This is a genomic window from Streptomyces capillispiralis, assembly GCF_007829875.1.
Lineage (GTDB): Bacteria > Actinomycetota > Actinomycetes > Streptomycetales > Streptomycetaceae > Streptomyces > Streptomyces capillispiralis.
Map to the genome: position 1 here is coordinate 18,136 of NZ_VIWV01000001.1, position 20,968 is coordinate 39,103.

Sequence of the window (20,968 nt, forward strand, 5' to 3'; positions counted from 1 at the left end):
GGGGCCTGTTCAGCCGGCGAGGCCGCGCAGGGCCTTGGCGACCGTCTCGCCGATGCGGGCGATCGGTTCGGGTTCGGTCATCTCGTAGTGCCCGCAGGGCACTTGGTGGTCGTGCAGGGTGCCGTCGACGTGGGGCCGCCAGCTGTCGGCCTTGCCGGGCAGTACCGCCAGGTCGGCCGGGAAGTCCGTGGGTTCCTCCTCGGCCGCGCTGAAGAACAGCACGTCGCCCCGGAAGACGCCGGGGGTGAACTGGGGTGCGATGCGCAGGTTGTTGCGCATGACGGCGGCGATGGCGGTGGCCTCGGCGCGGGTGACGGGGGAACTCGACGGGTCGGCGGCGACCCGGGCGCCGATCCGGTCCAGGACGGTGTCGACGTCCGGGGGTGCCGCGCCGGGCTCGACGGGGAGTCCGGCCACCCTGGACAGCAGGGCCGCCACCTGGCGTTCGGCCGCGTCGGGGTCGTGGGCGGTGCCGTGCGGCTGGGGTGCGTCGAGCATGGCGAGGAGTTCGACCCGCTCGCCGTCCCGCTGGAGCGCGCAGGCCATGGCGTGTGCGACGAATCCGCCGTAGGACCAGCCCAACAGGCGGTACGGGCCGTGCGGCTGCACCTGGCGCACCAGGTCGAGGTAGTGGGCGACCATGGCGGCGGCGTCCGGCGCGGGCGGGGTGGTGCCGTCGAGGCCGGCCGCCTGGATGCCGTGAACGGGCTGGTCGCCGCCGAGGTGGGGCAGCAGGCCGGTGTAGCGCCAGGACACGCCCGCGCCGGGGTGGACGCAGAACAGGGGTGTGGCGGTGCCCTCGGCGCGCAGCGGCAGGAGCGGGCTCAGCGCGGTCGGGGCCTTCCCCGTGGTGGTGCCGTCCGGTTCGTCGGCGGAGGCGAGGACCCCGGCCACCGTGGGCGCGGCGAGCAGGGTCGCCGCCGGGACGTCGAGGACGCCGGCCTGGCGGAGCCGGCCCGCCAGCAGCACGGCACGCATGGAGTCGCCGCCGAGGTCGAAGAAGTTGTCGTGCAGGCCGATGCCGCCGATGCCCAGGGTCTCCTCCCAGAGCCGGGTCACCGCCTGTTCGCGTTCGGTGCGCGGCGGTACGTGCTCCGTCGTCAGCCGGGGCCGCGGGGCGAGGCCGGCGCCGGAATCCGCCGTGGCCGGGGTGTCGTCGGGGGCGGCGGGGCCGGTCCGGGCGCCGGGGGCGTCGATCCAGTGGCGCCGGCGGTCGAAGGCGTACGGGGGCAGCGGGGCCCGCCGGGGCGTGCCCGGCACGGGGGGCAGGGCGCTGTCCGCGCCCGCGCTCCACAGCCGTCCCAGCGCCTCGGCGAGGACGAACCCGTCGGACGCCTCGGCCTTGGCGTGCCGCATGGTGGTCACCGTCACCGGTGCCTCGTCGGTGAGCCGGCCGGTGGCCAGCTTGGTCAGGGTGTCGCCCGGCCCGATCTCCACGAGGACGGGGTGCAGACGGTCCCAGAGGGCGGCGATGCCGTCGGCGAACCGCACGGTGGTGCGGGTGTGGTCGATCCAGTGGCGTACGGAGGTGGCCTGGGCGTCGGTGACCCAGGTGCCGGTGACGTTGGTGACGTACGGGATGCGCGGCGGGCGCAGGGTGACCTGGCGGAGGTGGGTCTCGTAGGCCGGCAGGACCGGGTCCAGGACGTGGGAGTGGGCCGCGACGGGGATGCGCAGACGGCGGAACGGCACGCCCCGGCGGGTCAGTTCGGCCTCGAAGCGGGTGACGGCGTCGAGGTGTCCGGCGACGGTGCAGGCCTGGGGGCCGTTGACGGCGGCGAGGGACAGTTCGTCGTCGAGCAGCGGCCGGATCTCCTCGGCCGGGGCGGCGACGCCGACGGTCGCTCCTCCGGCGGTGCTGATGAGCCGGATGCGTTCGGTGACCAGGGGCAGCATGTCCTCGAGGTCGATGACGCCGGCCAGGCAGGCGGCCGTGTACTCGCCGAGCGAGTGGCCGATCAACGCGTCGGGGCGTACGCCCGACTCGATGAGCGTGCGGGCCAGGGCGTACTCGGTGACCACGAGCCCGAGGAAGGCGGAGGTGTCGTCGGGGCGCCGTTCCTCGAAGAGGGCGGTGCGCAGGTCGGTGCCGAGGACGGGCCGCAGGACGCGGGCGCACTCGTCGACGGTGTCGCGGTAGACGGTGTGGTCGCGGTACAGCTCCGCGCCCATGCCGGGGTACTGGGTGCCGCCGCCGGGCAGCAGGAACGCCACGCGGGCCGGGTCGTCGGAGAGCGGCGCGGTGGCGGGGGCGGCGCTGCGCAGTGCGTCGAGGGCCTCGTCGCGGGAGGCCGCCGTGACGGTGAGCCGGTGGCGCAGCGCGGGCCGGTCGGTGCGCAGGGAGTGGGCCACGTCGTCCAGGCGCAGCTCCGGGCGGCGTTCGAGGTGCCGGGCGAGTGCGTCGGCCTGGCCGCGCAGGGCGCCTGCGGTCCGTGCGGACAGGGGCAGCACCAGGCGGCGTTCGTCCTCGGGCGGGCGGGGCGCGGCGGGGGCGGTGGGCGGGGCCTCCTCCAGGATGACGTGGGCGTTGGTGCCGCCGATGCCGAAGGCGCTGACGGCGGCGCGGCGGGGGTGCTCCCCCGCGGGCCAGTCCTCCAGGGCGGTGGGCACGCGGAAGGGGCTCGTGTCGAAGTCGATGAGCGGGTTGGGCCGGTCGAAGTGCAGGCTCGGCGGGATCTGCCGGTGTTCCAGGGCGAGGACCGCCTTGATGAGTCCGGCGATGCCGGCGGCGGCTCCGAGGTGGCCGATGTTGGTCTTGACCGAGCCGAGCGCGCAGAATCCGGTCCGTCGCGTGCTCTGCCGGAACGCCTCCGTCAGGGCGGACACCTCGATGGGGTCGCCGAGTTTGGTGGCGGTGCCGTGGGCCTCGATCAGGCCGATGGTGCCGGCGTCGACCTCCGCCTGGGCCTGGGCGGCGAGGACGACCTCGGTCTGTCCGGGGGCGCTGGGCGCGCTGAAGCCGACCTTGCGGCGGCCGTCGTTGTTGACGGCGCTGCCGCGGATGACGGCACGGATGCGGTCGCCGTCGGCGAGGGCGTCCTCCAGCCGTTTGAGCACGACGGCTCCCACGCCGTCGCCCGAGGAGGTGCCGGCGGCGTCCGCGGCGAAGGCGCGGCAGTGGCCGTCGGGCGAGAACGGCCCGTCGGGTACGTGGCGGTAGCCGAGGACGGCGGAGGGGTTGAGGGAGACGGCGGCGGCGAGCGCGGTGTCGCAGCGGTGGTCCAGCAGGTCCTGGCAGGCGGTGTGCACGGCGACCAGCGCGGTGGAGCAGGCCGTCTGGAGCGACACGCTCGGGCCGGTGAGGCCCAGTTCGTAGGAGAGGCGGGTGGCGAGGGTGCCGAGGGAGTTGGCGGTGGCCGCGTGGACGAGCGCCACCGAGCCGGGCTGCCCGGCGAAGCGCGGGTACACGTGGGCCGGGTAGTAGCGGCTGTCGCCGGCGCCCGCGTACACGCCGAACGCCTCGCCCGTACGGTCCCCGCCGAGGCAGCCTGCGTCCTCCAGGGCGTGGTACGCCGTCTCCAGCAGCAGCCGCTGCTGGGGGTCGACGACGGCGGCCTCGGCGGGGCTGTAGCCGAAGAAGCCGGAGTCGAAGCGGTCGATGCCCTCGACGACGGACGCCATCCGGATCAGTGCCGGGTCGTCCAGGTCGCGCGGGTCGCCGCCCGCGGCGAGGAACTCCTCGTCGGTGACGGGCCGGATCGCCTCCCGGCCGGCCGCGAGGTTCTCCCAGAAGGTGTCGAGGTCGTCGGCGCCGGGGAAGCGGCCCGCCATGCCGATGACGGCGACGGCGGGGAGGTCCTCGTCGTGGGGTGTGCTGATGTCGTGCACGGCCTGTGCCTCGTCCTCTCCCGGCTCGGTGGGGTTGTGCGGGGGCTGCGTCTCGTACCGGTCCGGCCCGGTGGGGTCGTGTGCGGACTTCTCCTCGTACCGGCCCTGCCCGATGGGGTCATGTGCGGGCTTCGTCTCGTACCGGTCCGGCACGGTGGGTTCACGCACGGCCCCGGTCCTTTCCTTGTCGTGCGGCGCGGCGTGCGCGGGCGGCGCGCTGGCGCTGTGCCTGTTCCTTGGCCTGGTCCAGGCCGCCGCCGGTCTCCGGCCGGGGTGACGGTTCGGGGTCCGCCGCCGGGGCGGCGCCGCGTTCCGACAGATGGCGGGCGAGATCCCGGACGGTGGGGTGGGCGAAGAGGTCGACCACCGACAGGTCGGTGCCGAAGGCGCGGTTGACGGCGGTCTGGGCGGTGACCAGGAGCAGGGAGTTACCGCCCAGGTCGAAGAAGTTCTCGTCCCGGCCCACCCGGTCGCGGCCCAGGACGCCGCACCACACCTCGGCGAGCCGGTGCTCCAGCCGCCGCGGGTCCTCTCCCGTCTCCGCCCCGTCCTCGTCCGGACGGGCGGTGGTGGTGCCCGCCGAGCGCAGGGTCCACGCGTCGGACAGGCCGGCCGCGCGGGCGCCGTCGGCCGCCGCGCGGTACAGGGCGCCCAGGTCGGTGCCGTCCGCCAGGCCGACGCGCGCGGTCAGGCGCCGCGTCTGCCGTACGGGGGCCGCGACGTGGCTGCGCACCCAGGGGGCGGTGCGGTCGGCGCCGATCAGCAGGTGCGGCTCGTCCAGGGTGCGGGCGAGGTCGAAGGAGCGCAGCGCGGCGGGGACGTCGAGCAGTCGGTAGCCGCGGGCCTCGGTGAGCGCGGTGAGCCCGTAGCCGCGGCTCATGCCGCGCTCGCGCCACATGCTCCAGGCCAGGGACTGCGCGGGCAGGCCGAGGGCGCGCCGGTGGTGGGCCAGGGCGTCCAGGTAGGCGTTGGCGGCGGCGTAGGCGGCGTTCATGGCGCCGCCGAAGAAGCCGTTCACCGAGGAGAAGGTGACGAAGGAGCCGACCGGGTGGTCGGCGGTGAGCCGGTGCAGGGTCCACGCGCCGCGCACCTTGGCCTCCAGTGCCCGGCGCCAGGTGGCGGCGTCCAGCCCGTCCACCGGTCGTTCCACGAGCGTGCCGGCCAGGTGCAGGACCGACCCCAGGGGCACGCCCCACGCATCGGCGGCGGCCTCCACCGCGGCCCGCAGTTGGCGCTCGTCGGTGACGTCGGCGCGGGCGTAGCGGACCTCGCCCAGTTCGCTCAGCCGCGCCGGGACGGCGGCCTCGGCTGCCGGAGTGCGGCCGACGATCAGCAGCCGGGTGCCGGGGGTGCGGAGCAGGTGCGCCGCGATCTCGGCGCCGACGCCGCCCAGTCCGCCGGTGAGCAGGGTGAAGCCGTCGTGCGCGGACGGCTCGACGCGGGCCGGGGTGTCGGGCAGGGGCGCGAGGCGGCGTACGTACCGGTGCCCGTCGCGGTACGCCACCTCCGCGCCGTCCGCGGTGACCGTCGCCTCGGCCAGCAGGACGGGCAGCGGGTCCACGCCCTCGTCGCCCGCGAGGTCGAGGTGTGCGCCGCGCAGCCGACCGGACTCCTCCCCCAGCGACTTGAGCAGGGCGCCCGCCATGGCGTGCGCCGGCGAGGGACGGTCGCCGGGGCGCACGGCCTGCGCGCCCGCCGTCACGTACACCAGGTCGACGGGGCGCCGGCCGGGGCGGGCGGCGAGGGCGCGGGCGAAGGCGAGCAACTGTTCCGCGCCGGCCGGGTCGTCCGGCGCCGTCCCCGGTTCCGCCGTGCCGCGCAGCCCGTCGAGGTGGAGGACGGCGTCGACCGGTCGCTGGTCGTGCTCCAACTGCCCCAGCAGCTCGCCGTAGTCGGCTTCCTCGGTGGTCCGCAGGCGGTAGTGCGCGGCGTCGAGCCGGGCGTACGACGTTCCCTCCCCGGCCACCGTGCACAGGCCGCCGGCGGACCGCAGCGCGTCGGCGAGCCGCTCCGCGACCTCCCGGACGCGGGGGTCGCCGCCCGCCAGGACGAGGGTGTGCCGGCCCGGCGCCGGCGCGGGGGCACCGGGGTGTTCCGCCCGCTGCCAGACCGGTCGCAGGAACCAGTCGGGGACGGTCGCGGCGGTGCCCAGCAGGACCTGGGTCCGGCGGACCTCGTCGTCGAAGTCGCCCGCCTCGAAGCCCTTGCGCAGCTTGGTGCGTTGGATCTTGCCGATCTCGGTCTTGGGCACGGCGTCCCGCGCGACCGGGATGAGGAAGGCCGGGCTGACGCCGATCTCCCGGGTGACCTTGCCGGTGATCTCGCGGAGGGCGGCGGCCGGGTCGGCGGCGGCTTCGGGGGTGAGGTGGAGGAACAGGGCCAGTTCGTCGGTGGGTGACGACGGGTCGGTGCGCACCGCGACCGCGGCGGTGAAACTGCGTTCCGCGTACGGCAGTTCCTCGACGCAGGCCTCGATCTCGTGGCTGTAGTGGTTGACGCCGTTGACGATGATGACGTCCTTGGCGCGGCCGGTGATGTACAGCTCGCCGTCCCGCAGGAACGCCAGGTCGCCGGTGTCGAACCAGCCGTCGTCGGTGAATGCCTCCGCGTTGGCCGCCGGGTTGTCGTGGTAGCCGCCGGTCACGGAGGTGCCGCGGACCTGGAGCCGGCCGGCGTCCCCCTCGGTGAGGAGCGTGCCCTGCTCGTCGACGATCCGCATGGCGAAGCCGGGGTAGGGCAGGCCGCAGCTCACGAAGGTCCCCTCGCCCGGTACGGGTTCGGCGGGCAGGACGGCGTCGGTGACCACGGAGCAGGTCTCGGACATGCCCCAGCCGGGGTGCATCACGTGCTGCGGCAGGCCGAACGGCTTCAGGGTGTGCAGGAAGCGGCGGGCGGCCGGGGCGACGACGACCTCACCGGCGTTCATCACCAGCCGCATCGGGGACAGGTTCCAGGTGCGGTCGGTGAAGCGGTGGGACTGCTCGGCGAGGAGCCCGAAGGCGAAGTTGGGTGCCCAGGTGACGGTGACCCGGTGCCGGTCGGCGAGGTCCATCCAGCGCAGCGGGTCCTGGAGGATCCAGGAGGTGGGGGCGTGGATCTGGCGGCAGCCCAGGTAGACGTCCCGCAGGTGGAACATCACCACGCCGGTGACGTGGTCGAGCGGGATCCAGTTCAGGGAGACGTCGTCCGCGCCGAGCCCGTTCAGCTGCTCGGTGGCGGCGGAGCGGGTCAGCACGTTGCGGTGGGTGAGCCGCACCGCCTTGGGCAGGCCGGTGCTGCCGGACGTCATCAGCATCAGCAGGAGGTCGTCGGGCCCGGCGGGGTGCCAGTCGTGGTCCTCGGGTGCCTCGCGCAGCGCGTCGGCCGTGGTGAGCCGCAGCCCGGGCCAGTCCTGCCGGGCGGCGAGGGCGCGCAGCCCGGTCTCGCGGCCGGCGGAGCACACGATCCACGGCCGGCCGAGCATCCGCCAGATGCCCTCCAGCTTGGTCAGTGCCGCCGAGGGCGTGTCGTAGGAGGCGGGGACGGTCAGCGGGACGGCGACGAAGCCGCCGAGGACGCAGCCCCACAGCACGGCGAGGAAGTCCTCGGTGGCGTCGCACTGGAGGATGACCCGGTCGCCCGGGCGCAGGCCCGCCCGGCGCAGACCGGCGAGGACGCGGGAGGCCTCGGGGATGAGGGAGGCGTAGGTGCGCCGGTGTTCGCTGCCGTCGGGGTGGACGTGGACGATGTCGCCCCGGTCCCGTTCGGCGGCGCGGCGCAGGGCCTCGGCCCAGCTCGGCACGGACGGCTCGGTCAGGACGGGGCCCTCGCTGAGCGCGGGGACGGCGGACGCGCGGTCGGTGCGGGCGGGGGCGGGGGCGGGTTCCGTGGTGCGGTCGGGCAGGCCGGTGTGGCGGCGGTCCAGTTCCTCGGGGGTGTTCTCCACCGTCACCTCGGCGGTGGTGACGCCGGGGAGGGCGGCCAGGCGTTCCCGCCAGGCTCCGGCCGCGGTGCGGTCGACGGCGGGCAGGGCGCGCAGGGCCGCGGTGTCGAGGGTGCCGTCCGCCGCGCGGGGCAGCGCGTTGACCGCCGTGACGCGGACGGTGCCGCGGCCGGCGCGGTCCAGGGCGTCCTCGACGCGTTCGGCGGCGTCCGCCCGGCCCGGCACCACGTACAGGCGCGGTGGGGTGCCGTCGGTGCCGGGCAGGGCGCGGGCGTCGCGGATGCCGGGCACGGCGAGGGCCGCGTGCTCCAGTTCCGCGGGGTCGGTGGCGGCCGGGGCGGGGGTGCGCCCGGGCAGGGCGGGCAGTTCCGTGAGGCGGGTCCCGGGGTCGGTGCCCACCGTGCGGAGGGTTGCGTGCAGGGCGTGGGTGAACGCCTCGGCGGTGCCGGTGTCGTAGAGGTCGGTGGCGTACTCGATGTGCAGGGTCAGCCCGTCGGGGGCGCCTTCGGGGGTGTGGCGTTCCAGGACGTCCACGAAGAGGTCGAACTTGGCGGTGCCGGTGGCGGTGGGCCGCAACTCGGTTCGGGCGGAGTCGAGTTCGAGGACGGCGGGGGTGTTGTTCTGCAGGGCCAGCATCACCTGGAAGAGGGGGTGCCGGCCGGGTGTGCGGGGCGGGTTGAGGTCGTCCACCAGCCGGTCGAAGGGCAGGTCCTGGTGGTCGAGGGCGGCCAGGTCGGCGGTGCGCAGCCGGGCGAGGAGGTCCCGGAAGGCGGGGTCGCCGGAGGTGTCGGCGCGCAGCACCAGGGTGTTGGTGATCAGGCCGATCAGGGGGTCCAGCGCGGGTTCGGTGCGGCCGGCGACGGGGGTGCCGAGGACGATGTCCTCGCCTGCTCCGCTGCGGGTGAGCAGGGCGCCGACGGCGGCGTGCAGCACCATGAACAGGCTGGCGCCCTCGCGGTCGGCGAGGCGCAGCAGGGCGCGGTGCAGGGCGGCGTCGACGGTGGCCTCGACGTGGGCGCCGCCGCCGCGCGGTGCGGTGGGGCGGGGCCGGTCGCCGGGCAGGGTGCACTCCTCGGGCAGGCCGTCCAGGGCGGTGCGCCAGTGGGCGGTGAGCCGCTCCAGCCGGCCCGGGCCGTCCGGTGCGGGGGCCAGCAGGGCGCGCTGCCACAGCGCGTAGTCGGCGTACTGCACCGGCAGCGGGGTCCAGGTGGGTGCCCGGCCGGCCCGGCGGGCCGCGTAGGCGGTGCTCAGGTCGGCGGCGAACGGGCCGAGCGACCAGCCGTCGGCGGCGCTGTGGTGCAGGACGAACAGCAGTGACCGTTCGGTGCCGGTGCCCAGCAGCCAGGCGGCGAGGGGGCTTTCGGCGGTGAGGTCGAAGCGGTGCCGCAGTGCGGCGGTGACGTGGGCGGCGGTCTCCGCGGCGGGGCAGTCGATCCGCCGCAGTACCGGGCGCAGCTCCCCCGGCGGCAGGATGCGCTGGTGGGGGACGCCGTCGTGCTCGGCGATCACCGTCCGCAGGATCTCGTGGCGGTCGGCCAGGTCGCCGAGGGCCGACCGGAGCGCCTCGGTGTCGAGGCCGGCGTCGACCGGGACGAGGAGCGGGATGTTGTAGGTGGCCGCTCCCTCGTCGAGCCGGTGCAGGAACCACATGCGTTCCTGGGCGAAGGACAGCGGCACCCGCTGCGGGCGTGCGGTGTCGCCAAGGGCGGGCCGGGGCGGGGTGTCGTCCGCCCGGACGTCGAGCCGCCGGGCGAGGGCGGCCGGGGTCGGCATGTCGAACAGGGCGGTGATGGGGATCTCGGCGCCGGTCGCGTGCCGCAGGCGGGCCAGCAGGCGGGTGGCGAGGAGGGAGTCGCCGCCGAGGTCGAAGAAGTTGGCCTCGGTGCCCACGGTGTCCCGGGGCAGTTTCAGTACGTCCTCGAACAGGGCGCAGACCAGGGCCTGTTGCGGTGTCGCAGGGCGGGTGCCGGACGCGGCGGCGGTGAAGTCGGGGGCGGGCAGGGCCTGGACGTCGAGCTTGCCGTTCGCGGTCAGCGGCAGCGTGTCCACCGGGACGCAGGCGGCCGGGACCATGTGTTCGGGCAGGTGGGCGGCGGCGTGGGCGCGCAGTTCGGCGGGGTCCGCGGGGTCGTCGCCCGCGGGGACGGTGTACGCGACGAGGTGCAGGGCGCCGTTGCCGGCGCGGCGGGGCACGACGGCGGCGCGGGCGACGCCCGGATGGGCGGCGAGGACGGCCTCGATCTCGCCGGGTTCGACGCGGAAGCCGCGCAGCTGCACCTGGGCGTCGGCGCGCCCGGCGTAGTCGAGCGTGCCGTCGGGGCGGCGCCGGGCCAGGTCGCCCGAGCGGTACATGCGGGTGCCGGGCGGGCCGTAGGGGTCGTCGAGGAAGCGTTCGGCGGTCAGTTCGGGCCGGTCGAGGTATCCGGCGGCGACGCCGGCGCCGGAGACGTACATCTCGCCGGTCGCGCCGGGCGGCACCGGGCGCCCCGCGGCGTCCAGCAGGTGGACGCGGAGGTCGGCGAGCGGGGTGCCGATGACGCTGCCGCGGCGCGGGTCGTCCAGGTCGGCGCGGGTGAGGCGGTGGTGGGTGACGTGCACGGTGGTCTCGGTGATGCCGTACATGTTCACCAGGGCCGGGCGGTCGAGGCCGTGCCGGTCGGCCCAGGGGCGCAGCCGTGCCGGGCGCAGGGCCTCACCGCCGAAGACGACGTAGCGCAACGCCCCGGTGTCCCCGCCCCGTTCCAGGTCGGCGTCGATCAGCTGCTCGAACGCGGACGGTGTCTGGTTGAGGACGGTCACGCCCTCGCGGTGCAGCAGTTCCAGGAACTCGCGCGGCGAGCGGCTGACGGCGTACGGCACGACGACGACCCGGCCGCCGTGCAGCAGGGCGCCCCAGATCTCCCAGACGGAGAAGTCGAAGGCGTAGGAGTGGAACAGCGTCCACACGTCGTCAGAGCGGAAGTCGAACCGCGCGGCCGCGGCGGTGAAGAGCCGCACGACGGCCGCGTGCGGGACGGGCACGCCCTTGGGGCGGCCGGTGGAGCCGGAGGTGTGGATGATGTACGCGATGTCGGTGGGGCTCACCGGCCCGTGCCGGTCGGTGTCGCTCAGGTCGGCGGCGGAGCGGCGGGCGAGGTCCGCCGCGACCTCCGGGTCGTCCAACCGGACGACGGGGACGGCCTCTTGGGCGAGGTGGGCGTGGGCGCGCTCGGTGACGAGGACGACGGGGGCCGCGTCCTCGACGACCAGCCGCAGCCGCTCGGCCGGGTGACCGGGGTCCAGGGGCAGGTAGGCGGCGCCGGTCTTGAGGACGGCCAGCAGGGCGGGCAGCAGCCGCACGCCGCGCTCCAGGGCCAGTGCCACCACCCGGCCCGGGCCGGCGCCGTGTTCGGTCAGCAACCGGGCCAGGCGGTTGGCCTCGGCGTTGAGCGCGGCGTAGGTGAGGCGTTCGTCCCCGCAGGTGACGGCGGTCCGCTCGGGCCCGGCCGCCGCCCGCTCCTCGAACAGCTCCGTGAGGGTCCGCTCGACCGGGTACGTGTGCACGGGGGTGTCGCGGGGGTGTTCGCCCGGCAGCAGGAGGTCCAGGCCGCCCAGCGGTGTCGTCGGCTCCGCCTCGGCCAGCCGGCGCAGCAGCGTGCGGAACCGGTCGCGGTGCAGGGCGAGTTCGTCCTCCTCGTACAGGGCGGGGTTGGCGTCGAGGGCCAGCCACAGTCCGCCGGGGCGGGCGCCGGGGCGCACCGAGATCTGGAGGTCGTCGACGGCTCCGCCGGACAGGTGGTGCCAGGTGGTGGGGTGTCCGCCGAAGACCGGGGACTCGTCGAACGGGACGATGTTGAGCACCGGCCCGTACAGCCGGCGTCCGGTGCCCAGCAGGCCCAGGTCGCGGCGGAGGAACTCGCCCCGGTAGCGCTGGTGGCGGCGCAGCGCCTCCAGTTCGTCGGCGACGGCGCGCGCCAGCTCGGCGAGGCTCGTGTCGGGGGCGGCGGCCACGCGCAGCGGGAGGACGTCGGAGGCGGTGCCGGGGGTGCGCAGGGCGGCGCTGCCGAGACGGCTCATGGTGGCCAGGCCCAGCACCAGGTCCCCGGCGCCGGTCATGCGGTGCAGGTAGGCGGCGGTGGCGGCGGTCAGCAGGTCGGTGCGCCGGACGCCGAGGCGGGCCGCGGCGGCGTCGAGGGCTTCGGTCTCGGCGGGCGTCAGTTCGGCGGTGCGGCGCAGGAAGGGCGCGGTGGGGGCGGCCGTACGGGTGGTGAGGCGGGCGGGTTCCGGCAGGCCGGCCAGGCGTCGCGCCCAGTGGTCGCGGTCGCGGGCGTACCGCTCGGAGGCGCGGTAGGCCGCCTCCTCCTCGTGGAGCCGGCTCACCGGCGCGAAGCCGCAGGGGTCCGGCTCGCGCCCCTCGGCCAGGGCGTTGTACGTCTCGGCCAGGCGCCGCCCGAGGAGCTTGTAGCTGTAGCCGTCGAGCAGGAGGTGGTGGGCCCTCAGCAGCCAGAGGAACCGGTCGGGGGCCAGGGTCAGCAGGGTGTGTGCGAACAGCGGGCCCTTGTCGAGGTCCACGGGGGCGGTGAGATCGGTGCGGACGTGGGCCCACGCGGCGGCTTCGGGATCGTCGGCGCCGCTGACGTCAACCCGGTGCAGGGTCCAGTCGTGCGCGTCCGGGGCGAGGTGGCAGCGCGGGCCGTCGTCGGTGTCGGCGAAACGCAGGGCGAAGGTGTCGGCCTCACCGACGGTGCGCCGCAGCGCGGTCTCGAACAGGGCGGTGTCGAGGGGGCCGTGGATCTCCACCGCCTCCGCGGTGTTGTACGCGGCGCTGTCCGGTGCGAGCCGTCCGGCGTACCAGAGGCCCTCCTGGGCTCCGGACAGCGGTCGACGTGCGTCCTCCTGGAGTGACATAGCACAACCCTCACGTGGCAAGCCGTAATGTCCCGGACGGCGAAGGCCCGGCCGGATCGGACGGGTGCGGCAGCCGCCGCGTGCCGCCGCCGCGTGGGGGTACGCGCCGGGCCGACCCGCGGGGCGGAAAAGGCTGCCGCACGCCGGGGGCGGGGGATCACGTCGCCCGCCCCGGTTTCACGGCACAGCACGGTGGTGCACCGGAACCGGCCGGGTCAAGGGATACGGGCTGCCGTGACGCCGATTCAGGGGTTTCCCTGAAGAACGCGGAGTCGGGGAGTGCGGGTCCCGGTTCAACTTTTAGGGAAAACACGCGGATTCGCTGCGCCGACGGCTCCGCGCTGGATTCGGGCGCGTCCCTCCGTGCACTCTCTGAAGGCCCCGACATTCCCGCGGACAGCCGCGGCGGCAGACCGATTCCCGGGCCGAGGAGCCCCGAAATGAACGACGGAAAGAAGGCTGACGGCATGCACCGTGCGCTGTGTCCGGTCGAGACGCTCTACGTGGGCCAGCGGAGCAGGGCCTTCCTGTCCTGCTCCTTGCGCGGAGCCGTGGACGTCGCGGCGCTGTCGGCCGCGTTCGACGCCGTGACGGAGGCGAACCCGCCGCTGCGCTCCCGCATCGAGCAGGACGGCGCGGGTCATGTGCTGCGCGTCCTCGGTGAGGACGAGCGGCCGCGGCTGGTCACCCGGACCGGCGACGAGGAGGAGGCCTACGCGGCGGAGCTGAACAGGCCCCTCCCGGTCGGCGGCCCGCTGAGCCGTGCCGTCCTGGTCAGCGCGCCGGACGGCGAGAGCCACCTGTTCCTGCTGGTGGTGGACCACACCATCACCGACGGCCACAGCAGCATCGCGCTGCACAACGCGCTGTGGGACCGCTACCGGGCGCTGGTCGAAGGGGAGCCCGCCGCCGAGGCCGCCGGTGCGGACCTCCCGCGCTGGCCCGAGCCCGTCAGCCGGCTGCTGCCGCCGGCCGACGACGCCGACACGGCGAAGTACCTCGACGACCGGATCGAGCGGACACGGCGGCACCCGGTCGAGCTGGTGCCGTACGACGCCGTCCCCGGTGAAGGGGCCGACGGCGGCGGGCACATCGAGGTCCGCAGGCTGACCCTGGACGCGGACCTCACCACGCGGCTGCGCCGGACGGCACGCGGCTCGGGCGTCTCCGTGCACGCCCTGGTCGCCGCGACGCTGCTCGCCACGGCCCGGCGGCGCCTGGACGGCGACGGATCCCGCACCCTCGGCTGCCTCTCCCCCGTCGACCTGCGCTCCCGGCTGTCCCCGCCCGTGCCCGCCTCCGCCCCGGTCCCCGCGGTCACCACCCATCTGCAGACCCTGGAGGTGTCCGAGACCTCCGAGCCGCTGGAGCTGGCGCGTGCCGTGCACGCCCGCCTGGGCGACTTCCTCTCCCGCGGCGACCACTTCCACGAGATGCGCATCACGCCGGAGATCCCCCGCAACCCCGCCCTGCAACTGGCCACGGTGATCGCCACCAACATGGGCGTCGTCCCCGGCCCGCGGCTGCCGAGCGGGCTGCGGGCGGCCGACGTGCGTCTGGTGCCGGCCCGCGAGCACTACTTCCCGCAGGCGGGACGCAGTCCCGTCATGGCGTGCGTCGTCTCCTTCGAGGGCCGGCTCGCCATCGAGTTCCCGCACTCCACGGCCTGTTACAGCCCGGCCTTCATGCGGGCGTTCCGCGACGACGTGCGTGCGGGGCTGCTGCGCTTCGCGACCGCGGCGGAACCGGGGGACGCCCGCGCCGCCACGGGCTGAGCACGGCCCTTCGCCCTTCCGACCCCCGCCCGGCTGCCGTAAGGAACCTCTGTCCGATGACCACCGTCAGCGAACTCCCCTCGCCCCTGACGCTGCTCCCCCGAGCCCAGGCGGGCGACGAGCACGCGATGAACCACCTGCTGACCGGCATCACGCCCTACGTCGCGCGCATCTGCCGGTCCATCACCCACGACGACGGTGCCGACGCCACACAGGAGGCGCTGCTCGCCATCTACCGCGGCCTGGGTTCCCTGCGCGAACCGGCGGCGTTCTACGGCTGGGTGCGCTCGGTGACGGTCCGTGAGGCCGTCCGCACCGCCAAGCGCTACGGCGAGGAACGCTCCTGTTCCGAGGTGGAGTCGCAGCAGGAGACGAACCCCCTGGACGCGGTACACATCAGCGACGTGCTGGAGCGTCTGTCCCAGGCGCACCGGCAGGTCCTCACCCTGCGCGCCTACGGGCTCAACGAGGAGGAGATGGCCGAGGTGCTCGCCCTGCCCCTGGGCACGGTCCGCTCCCGTCTCTTCCGGGCCCGCCGCCGGTTCCAGGAGGCGTGGCAGCCCTCGGCCGCGTGAGGCCGGAACCGGCGCCCCGGGGCCGGATCCGTACGAAGCGAAGGCGGCTGTGGCGGTGGGTCACCGTCACAGCCGCCGCGTGGGGCTCGGTGGGCCCCGTTCCGCGCTACCGCACGCGTTCGGGGAGGACGCGCGGGGGCCACTGGCCCGCGGCGAACATCCCGAGCGCGTGCGCCCGCGCGACCAGGGCGGGGCGGTTGGGCGCGTCGAAGCGCCGCAGCATCTGCCCGACGCGGTACTCGATTCCCTGACGGCTCAGATAGAGACGGGAGGCCAGCTGCACCGTGGACTCGCCACTCGCCACCCCTTCCAGAACCTGCGCGTCGAGGGCGCTGAGCACGGGCCCGCCGGACACCGCGCCGTCGCACCGGCGCAGGAGGACGACGACGCCGGCTATTTCACCCGCAGGATTCCTGACGGCGACTGCGGTGACTTCCGCCGGGAAATTCCGGCCGGTGCCGTCGCGGCCCGTCACCTTTTCCTCGAATCGCCGGATGCTTCCCGAGGAAAGCGCGGTGAATTTTTCCCGCAGCCGTGCGGGAACGGGTGAGCGGAGAAGGTCGAGCAGGCGTTGTCCGCATATCTCGTCGGCGCTCAGGCCGAAGGGGCGGGCGAATTCGGGATCCGCCGCCCTGACGACCAGGTCCCCGGGGGAGACGTGGGCTCTGCAGACCTCCGGCGGGGCGGCACCGCCCGGCGCGCCGCCCGCTGTCGGGGCGCGGCGGGCGGGGGTGGCCGCGGCGGCGGCCTTCTTCTTCTTGCGGGGCGAGGCGTCGGGGAAACTCGTGGTCGCCACGGACGTACCGTCCTTCTTCCTGCGTGGGGGGCTGGGAAGGGTGAGCGACGCGGAACGGACCGATGTGCCGTGCCTGGGTGTCGACGAGCGTCCGGTGACGGCGCGGGCCACTCGTGGGTGGCCGTCGCCGGTGTCCGCGTCGCCCCGGGGCGGCCGGCGGCGAGGCGCCGGACTCCCGGGTCGGTCAGGGTGAGCAGAGGGGGCGGCGCCTGGGCGGCCGGCACCCGACTGGGGTGGATAACGTTGTCATGGCCATTCGATCTCGGTGTCCGATCCCTGCGGGGAACCACCGGGCCGTACGTCCGGCCTTCGCGAGATGCCCGGTCGGGAGCTGCGCAGCACGAAAACCTCCACATGACGAAGATGGGATCGCATCAAGGGGGCGCATTCGAGATTAAGGGTCGGCAACCCCCGTGGCAAGGGTTTGCCAGGTGACCTGGGCAACCTGGCAACTCTTGTGAAATCGGGCCGATTTCGGGCAGCGCGAAGCCCGATCCAAACACCCCACACGCGGTGGGGTGCCGCTCCGACAATGGCCAGTTGACCTGCGCTTAACGGCTTGTAGCCCCTTGCCGCGCTTCATAGAGTGTTGACAACCCGCGCGCCCGGACGGGCAGGCAGGGGCGACGACGCCTGTCGATCGCGCGACGGAACCGGAGGGGGGAGATGCTCGAACAGCCGCATTTCGGCCGTCGGTTGAAGAGGCTCCGGCTGGCACGGGGCCTGAGCCAGGCCGGCCTCGTCGGGGAAGGCATGTCGACGGGGTACCTGTCGCGCCTGGAGTCCGGTGACCGGCGTCCCACCGAGCGCGCCGTGTCCTACCTCGCCGATCGTCTCGGCGTCGACACGTCCGCCCTGACCGGTCCGTCGGACGAGAGATCCCTGACGGGGGTACTGGCCGCCGTGACCTCCGCACCGCCCGGCACGGACGACACGGCGGCTCTCAGCCGCGCGGTCGAGGAGGACGCGGGCGAGGATCCCGCTGCCCGCTGGCAGGCCCTGTGGCTGCTGAGCCGCGCCGCCGGCCACGACGGCGACTACGAGCTGGAGCGCACGCGGCTGCTCGAACTCGTCGATCTGAGCGACGTGCTGGAGGCACCGGAACTCCGGGTCCGCTCGCGCGTCCGGTACGCCCGCTGCACCCGCGCCCTGGGCGACATGCGCACGGCCGAACCGGCGGCCCTGGAGGCGCTGTCCGTGGCCCGCGCCGCGGACCTGGGCGTGTCCGACACGCTGCCCGCCCTGATGGTGCTGATCAGCATCGAGACGGAGCTCGGCCGACTGGAGACGGCCGGCCGGCACGTCGCCGAACTGGAGCGGGAGCTGCTGCCCCGGGCCTCGGCCGCCCAGGCGGCCGAGGCCTTGTGGACGGCCGCCGTGGTCAGCAACCGCCAGGGCGACGACGCGACCGCCCGAAGCAGACTGGACACGGCGCTGGGGCTGCTGAAGGGCAAGGACGACCTGAGTCTGTGGACCCGGCTGCGGGCCGCCGCCACCGCCGCCGCGCTGCAGATGTCACCGCCCCGGGTGGCCGCCGCCGAGCGCTGGCTGGGCGAGGCCGCCTCCGTCCTCGGCCTGATCGGCACCCCCCTGCAACTCCAGGAGCTGCGCGCGCTCCAGGCCCATCTCGCCTTTCACCAGGGCCGGTTGGACGACGCCCGGGCCCTCACTGAGGTCCTGCTCAGCGATGAGGACCTGCGTCTGTCCTACCGTGACCGGGTGCGGCTGTCGGTCCTCGACGGCCGGCTGATGATCCTGGCGGGCCGCGTCGACGAGGGCATCGCCGCCCTGCAACGGCTCGGACGGCAGGCGACGGAGTCCCGGAACCTCGACCTGGCGGCCCACATCTGGCAGGCCCTGGCCACCACCCTGGCCGACGTCCGCGTCCCCGAGGCACGGGCGCGGACACCTGAGCGGGGGTGACTCATCGGGCACCACGCCTCCGGCTGCTGAACGCTCCGCGCGCACAGGGCGCCCCGGTGTGCCGGCACGTGGGCGCGAGGGGGCGTCCGTGACGGCTCACCGGGTCCGGGCTGTGTCGTTCCCTCGTGGGAACCGAGGGGGCGTCCGTGGCGCCTTCCCCGTCGGGCGGGCGCCGCGCGGAAACGTCAGGCGGGCAGGTCGCGCAGGGCCTGTTCGGTCCGGGCCGCCGCACCGGTCAGGCCGAGAGCGGTCTGCAGGCGGTGGGCGGCCGTGTAGTGCTCCCGGGCCTCGGCGGGACGGCCGAGGCGGGCTTCCAGAGCCGCCAGTTCGGCGTGCGCCGCGGCCTGGCGGGGGCGGTCGCCGATCCCGGTGAGCAGGGCCAGCGCGTCCCGCAGGCCGGCCGCGGCCCGCTCCGGGTCGCCCTGGGCGAGAGCGACCCGGGCCAGACCGGCCGAGGACTCCGCCTCACCGGCCGGGTTGTTGACCGCCCGGTGCAGGACGAGCGCGTCGCCGAAGTACGCGGCGGCCTCCTCGTGACGCCCCCGCTCGCACGCGATGGTGCCGAGCGCGGTGAGGGCGAAGGCCTGGCCGAAGCGGTTGCCGGCCCGCCGATGGAGGGTGACCGCTTCCCCGAAGTACCCGGTCGCCGCGTCGAGTTCACCCGCCGCCCGGGCGACGTGGCCGAGGCCGCGCAGCGCGTAGGCGAGGCCGATGCCGTCGTCGGCCCGCCGCTGGAGCTCCACCGCCTCCCGGAACCCCTCCCGGGCCCGGCCGTGCTCGCCGCGGGCCCGCGCGACATGGGCCAGGCCGGTCAGCGCGTAGCCCTGCCCCGCCGGGTCGTCCGCCGCCCGCGCGCACCGCAGGGCCCGCTCGAAGTGTTCCGTCGCGGCCGCGTAGTCGCCGCGTGCCCGGGCGACCTCCCCCAGCCCGCGCAGCGCGTCGGCCTCCCCCGCCCGGTCCCCGGCCAGGCGCAGCAGCGCCGCCGCCTCCTCGAACCCGGCGACCGCCTCGTCGTGGCGGCGCCGGTCCCGCGCGATGTCGGCGAGGGCCGTACGGGCCCGGCCCCGGCCCGCCTCGTCGCCGGCCCGCTCGGCGGCCGCCAGGATGTCCGCGTAGAGCGATGCCGCCTGCTCCTCACGGCCGTCCACGTACAGGAGCCGCGCGGTCCGCCGGGCCAGGCCCGCTCCGGACTCCCACCCCTCGGCCAGCGCGGACCGGGCGGCGCCGCACAGTTCCTCGAAGGCGGCGTGGCACCACATCCGCGCGTGGTCGGGGTTGTCGAACGGTCCGGTGCCCGAGGCCGGGACGGCCGCCCCGTACAGCAGGGCGTGCGCCGTGCCGGTGACGCTGTCCAGGTGCCGGTAGAGGCTGCGCCGGCCCTGCTCGACGGCCTCGCGGGAGTCCTGGGTGGAGACGAGCTTGCGCGCGTACGCCACGAACAGGTCGTGGAAGACGTACCGGCGCTGCGGCAGCGAGGTCAGCATGCTGCGCTGCAGCAGCCGGACCAGGCGCACGGTGGCCAGCTGTGCGGGCATCCCGGCCAGCGCCGCAATCGAGGCGGCGTCGAAGTCCGGCCCCGGGTGCCAGACACAGGTGCGCAGCATGGCCTGGAGGTCCGCGCTCAGGGCCTCGTACGAGACCTCGAAGGCGGTGGCGGCCTCGCGGTCGGCGTCGTCGAGCTGCTCCAGCGGCCGGGTCGCGGACCGCATCACCGCGAGCAGGTCGACCGGGTCCATGTCGGCGAGCAGGGCGCCGACGGGGCGCAGGGCCAGCGGCAGCCGGCCGCACAGCCGGGCCAGTTGGTGCAGTACCTCCCGCTCGCCGGCCCCACCGGTCCCGCCCGCGGGGGACCGGCCCGCGATCCGCAGCAGCAGTTCCACGGCCTCGTCGGGCGGCAGCAGGGACACCTCCTCGCGGACCACCGCGTCCAGCCCCGTGAGCCGGTGCCGGCTCGTCACCAGCACCAGACAGCGGCCGGCGCTCGCCGGGCCCGGCAGCAGCGGCTCGACCTGAGCGGCCTCGCGGGCGTTGTCGACGAGCAGCAGCACCCTTCTGTCCGCCAGCCAGGCCCGCCACAGCTGAGCCTTGCCCGCGGTGCCGGTGGGGACGTCGGAGCCGTCGAAGCCGGCCAGCCGCAGCAGTTCCGCCAGGACCTCGCCCGGCTCGCGCGGTGTGCTGCCGGGGGTGAATCCGGACAGGTCCACCTCGAACCGGGCGTCGGGGAAGGCTCCGGCCAGCCGGTCCGCGAGGGCGCGGGCGAGGGCGGACTTGCCGACGCCGCCCGTGCCGTACAGCAGCGCGAGGGCGGGAGAGCGCCGCTCGGTCAGGGCCGCCTCGCAGACGGCGGCCAGGTCCGTGAGCAGCCCGGCGTGGCCGACCAGGACCGAGGGGGGCGGCACCAGCGTGTTCAGCTCGATCCCGGGCCGTTCGGCGGCGGGGGCGCCGTAGAAGTGGTTGTGCTGGACGCCCTGCCCGATGACGGCCTGCTGCGCCCGGCCGCTCGCGCTCGCGTCCATGCCGACCGTCACGGGGCCGCCGGCGGTCCCGGCAGCCGGTGCCGTGCCCGGTGGGTCGGACGGCCGGTCCGTCCCTGCCGTCACCGGGGTGCCCGGAAGGTGTTGTGCTGCTCGCCCTGCCCCTGCACCGCCTGCTGCGCGTGACCGGACGCGGTGGCGTGCACGGTGACCTGTCCGGCGGCCACTCCCCCGGCCCGCGCCTGCTCCCGCACGAACGCGACCAGGTCGCGGAGCTGCTCCGCCTGCTGCGGGGCGTCCTCCAGCAGATCCTCGAACCGCGTCCGCCAGGCCGCGGTCTGGCGGGCCGCGACCTGTTCCGTGTCGTCGCCGGCCGCCACCAGTTCCTCACGGGCGCGCTCCAGGCGGGCCTCCTGCCGGGACTCCTCCTGCGGATCGCCGCGGCCCAGCAGCCGGGCCGTGCGCTCGCGGCACTCCTGCCACGCGTCCGTGGCCATCGCCTGGACCAGTGCGCCGCCCCCGGCGGCGGCCAACGCGCTGAGCGCTTCCAGGAGCATGGGGGTCCTCTCGTCGGCAACGGGGGTTCAAGTATGACCGACCGCGCGGAAGTTGATGTTGGACGCAGGGCTGCCGAGAGCCCGGGCCGGCCGCGCGCGACGCCGTGCGGTGGCGCCCTCTCGTCTCGTCCCGCGGCCCGGCGCGACGGGTACGCCCCCGTGCGGCCGGGCCGTCGTGACCTGACAGGTGTCAGGGTCACCGGGGGCCCGCGGGTGCCTAGCGTGGCGGCG

The 20,968-nt window shown here is 75.4% G+C and carries 8 protein-coding genes; 3 read left to right on the forward strand and 5 right to left on the reverse strand.

What is annotated here, in order from left to right; genetic code table 11:
• Positions 1-9 precede the first annotated feature (9 nt).
• Positions 10-3,996, reverse strand: coding sequence for a type I polyketide synthase (locus FHX78_RS00105; RefSeq protein ID WP_229924086.1), 3,987 nt, complete (start codon positions 3,994-3,996; stop codon positions 10-12).
• Complete coding sequence (locus tag FHX78_RS00110; protein WP_145865405.1) at positions 3,989-12,637, reverse strand: non-ribosomal peptide synthetase; 8,649 nt, start codon at positions 12,635-12,637, stop codon at positions 3,989-3,991. The genes FHX78_RS00105 and FHX78_RS00110 overlap by 8 nt, the downstream gene beginning before the upstream one ends.
• A gap of 440 nt (positions 12,638-13,077) precedes the next feature.
• On the opposite strand from FHX78_RS00110, the gene FHX78_RS00115 reads away from it, so the two are divergent.
• Positions 13,078-14,412: a phthiocerol/phthiodiolone dimycocerosyl transferase family protein gene (locus FHX78_RS00115; protein WP_425282229.1), complete on the forward strand. Its 1,335-nt coding sequence runs from the start codon at positions 13,078-13,080 to the stop codon at positions 14,410-14,412.
• Positions 14,413-14,468: 56 nt separating this feature from the next.
• Positions 14,469-14,987 carry an RNA polymerase sigma factor gene (locus tag FHX78_RS00120; protein ID WP_145865406.1) on the forward strand — a complete coding sequence of 173 codons (519 nt, stop codon included), beginning with the start codon at positions 14,469-14,471 and terminating at the stop codon, positions 14,985-14,987.
• A 106-nt stretch (positions 14,988-15,093) separates the two neighbouring features.
• Here the strand turns inward: FHX78_RS00120 and FHX78_RS00125 are convergent, their stop codons facing one another.
• Complete coding sequence (locus FHX78_RS00125) at positions 15,094-15,783, reverse strand: PAS domain-containing protein (RefSeq protein WP_145865407.1); 690 nt, start codon at positions 15,781-15,783, stop codon at positions 15,094-15,096.
• Between the two features lie 666 nt (positions 15,784-16,449).
• Here FHX78_RS00125 and FHX78_RS00130 point away from each other — a divergent pair.
• Positions 16,450-17,706, forward strand: a complete 1,257-nt coding sequence (locus FHX78_RS00130) for a helix-turn-helix domain-containing protein (RefSeq protein WP_145865408.1) — start codon at positions 16,450-16,452, stop codon at positions 17,704-17,706.
• A gap of 185 nt (positions 17,707-17,891) precedes the next feature.
• On the opposite strand, the gene FHX78_RS00135 is transcribed toward FHX78_RS00130, so the two are convergent.
• The gene (locus tag FHX78_RS00135; protein ID WP_208766173.1) at positions 17,892-20,234 is read right to left on the reverse strand and encodes an ATP-binding protein; all 2,343 of its coding nucleotides are present in this window, start codon (positions 20,232-20,234) and stop codon (positions 17,892-17,894) included.
• Between the two features lie 68 nt (positions 20,235-20,302).
• On the reverse strand, positions 20,303-20,737 hold the full coding sequence (locus tag FHX78_RS00140; RefSeq protein WP_145865410.1) for a hypothetical protein: 435 nt from the start codon (positions 20,735-20,737) through the stop codon (positions 20,303-20,305).
• Between the last annotated feature and the right edge of the window lie 231 nt (positions 20,738-20,968).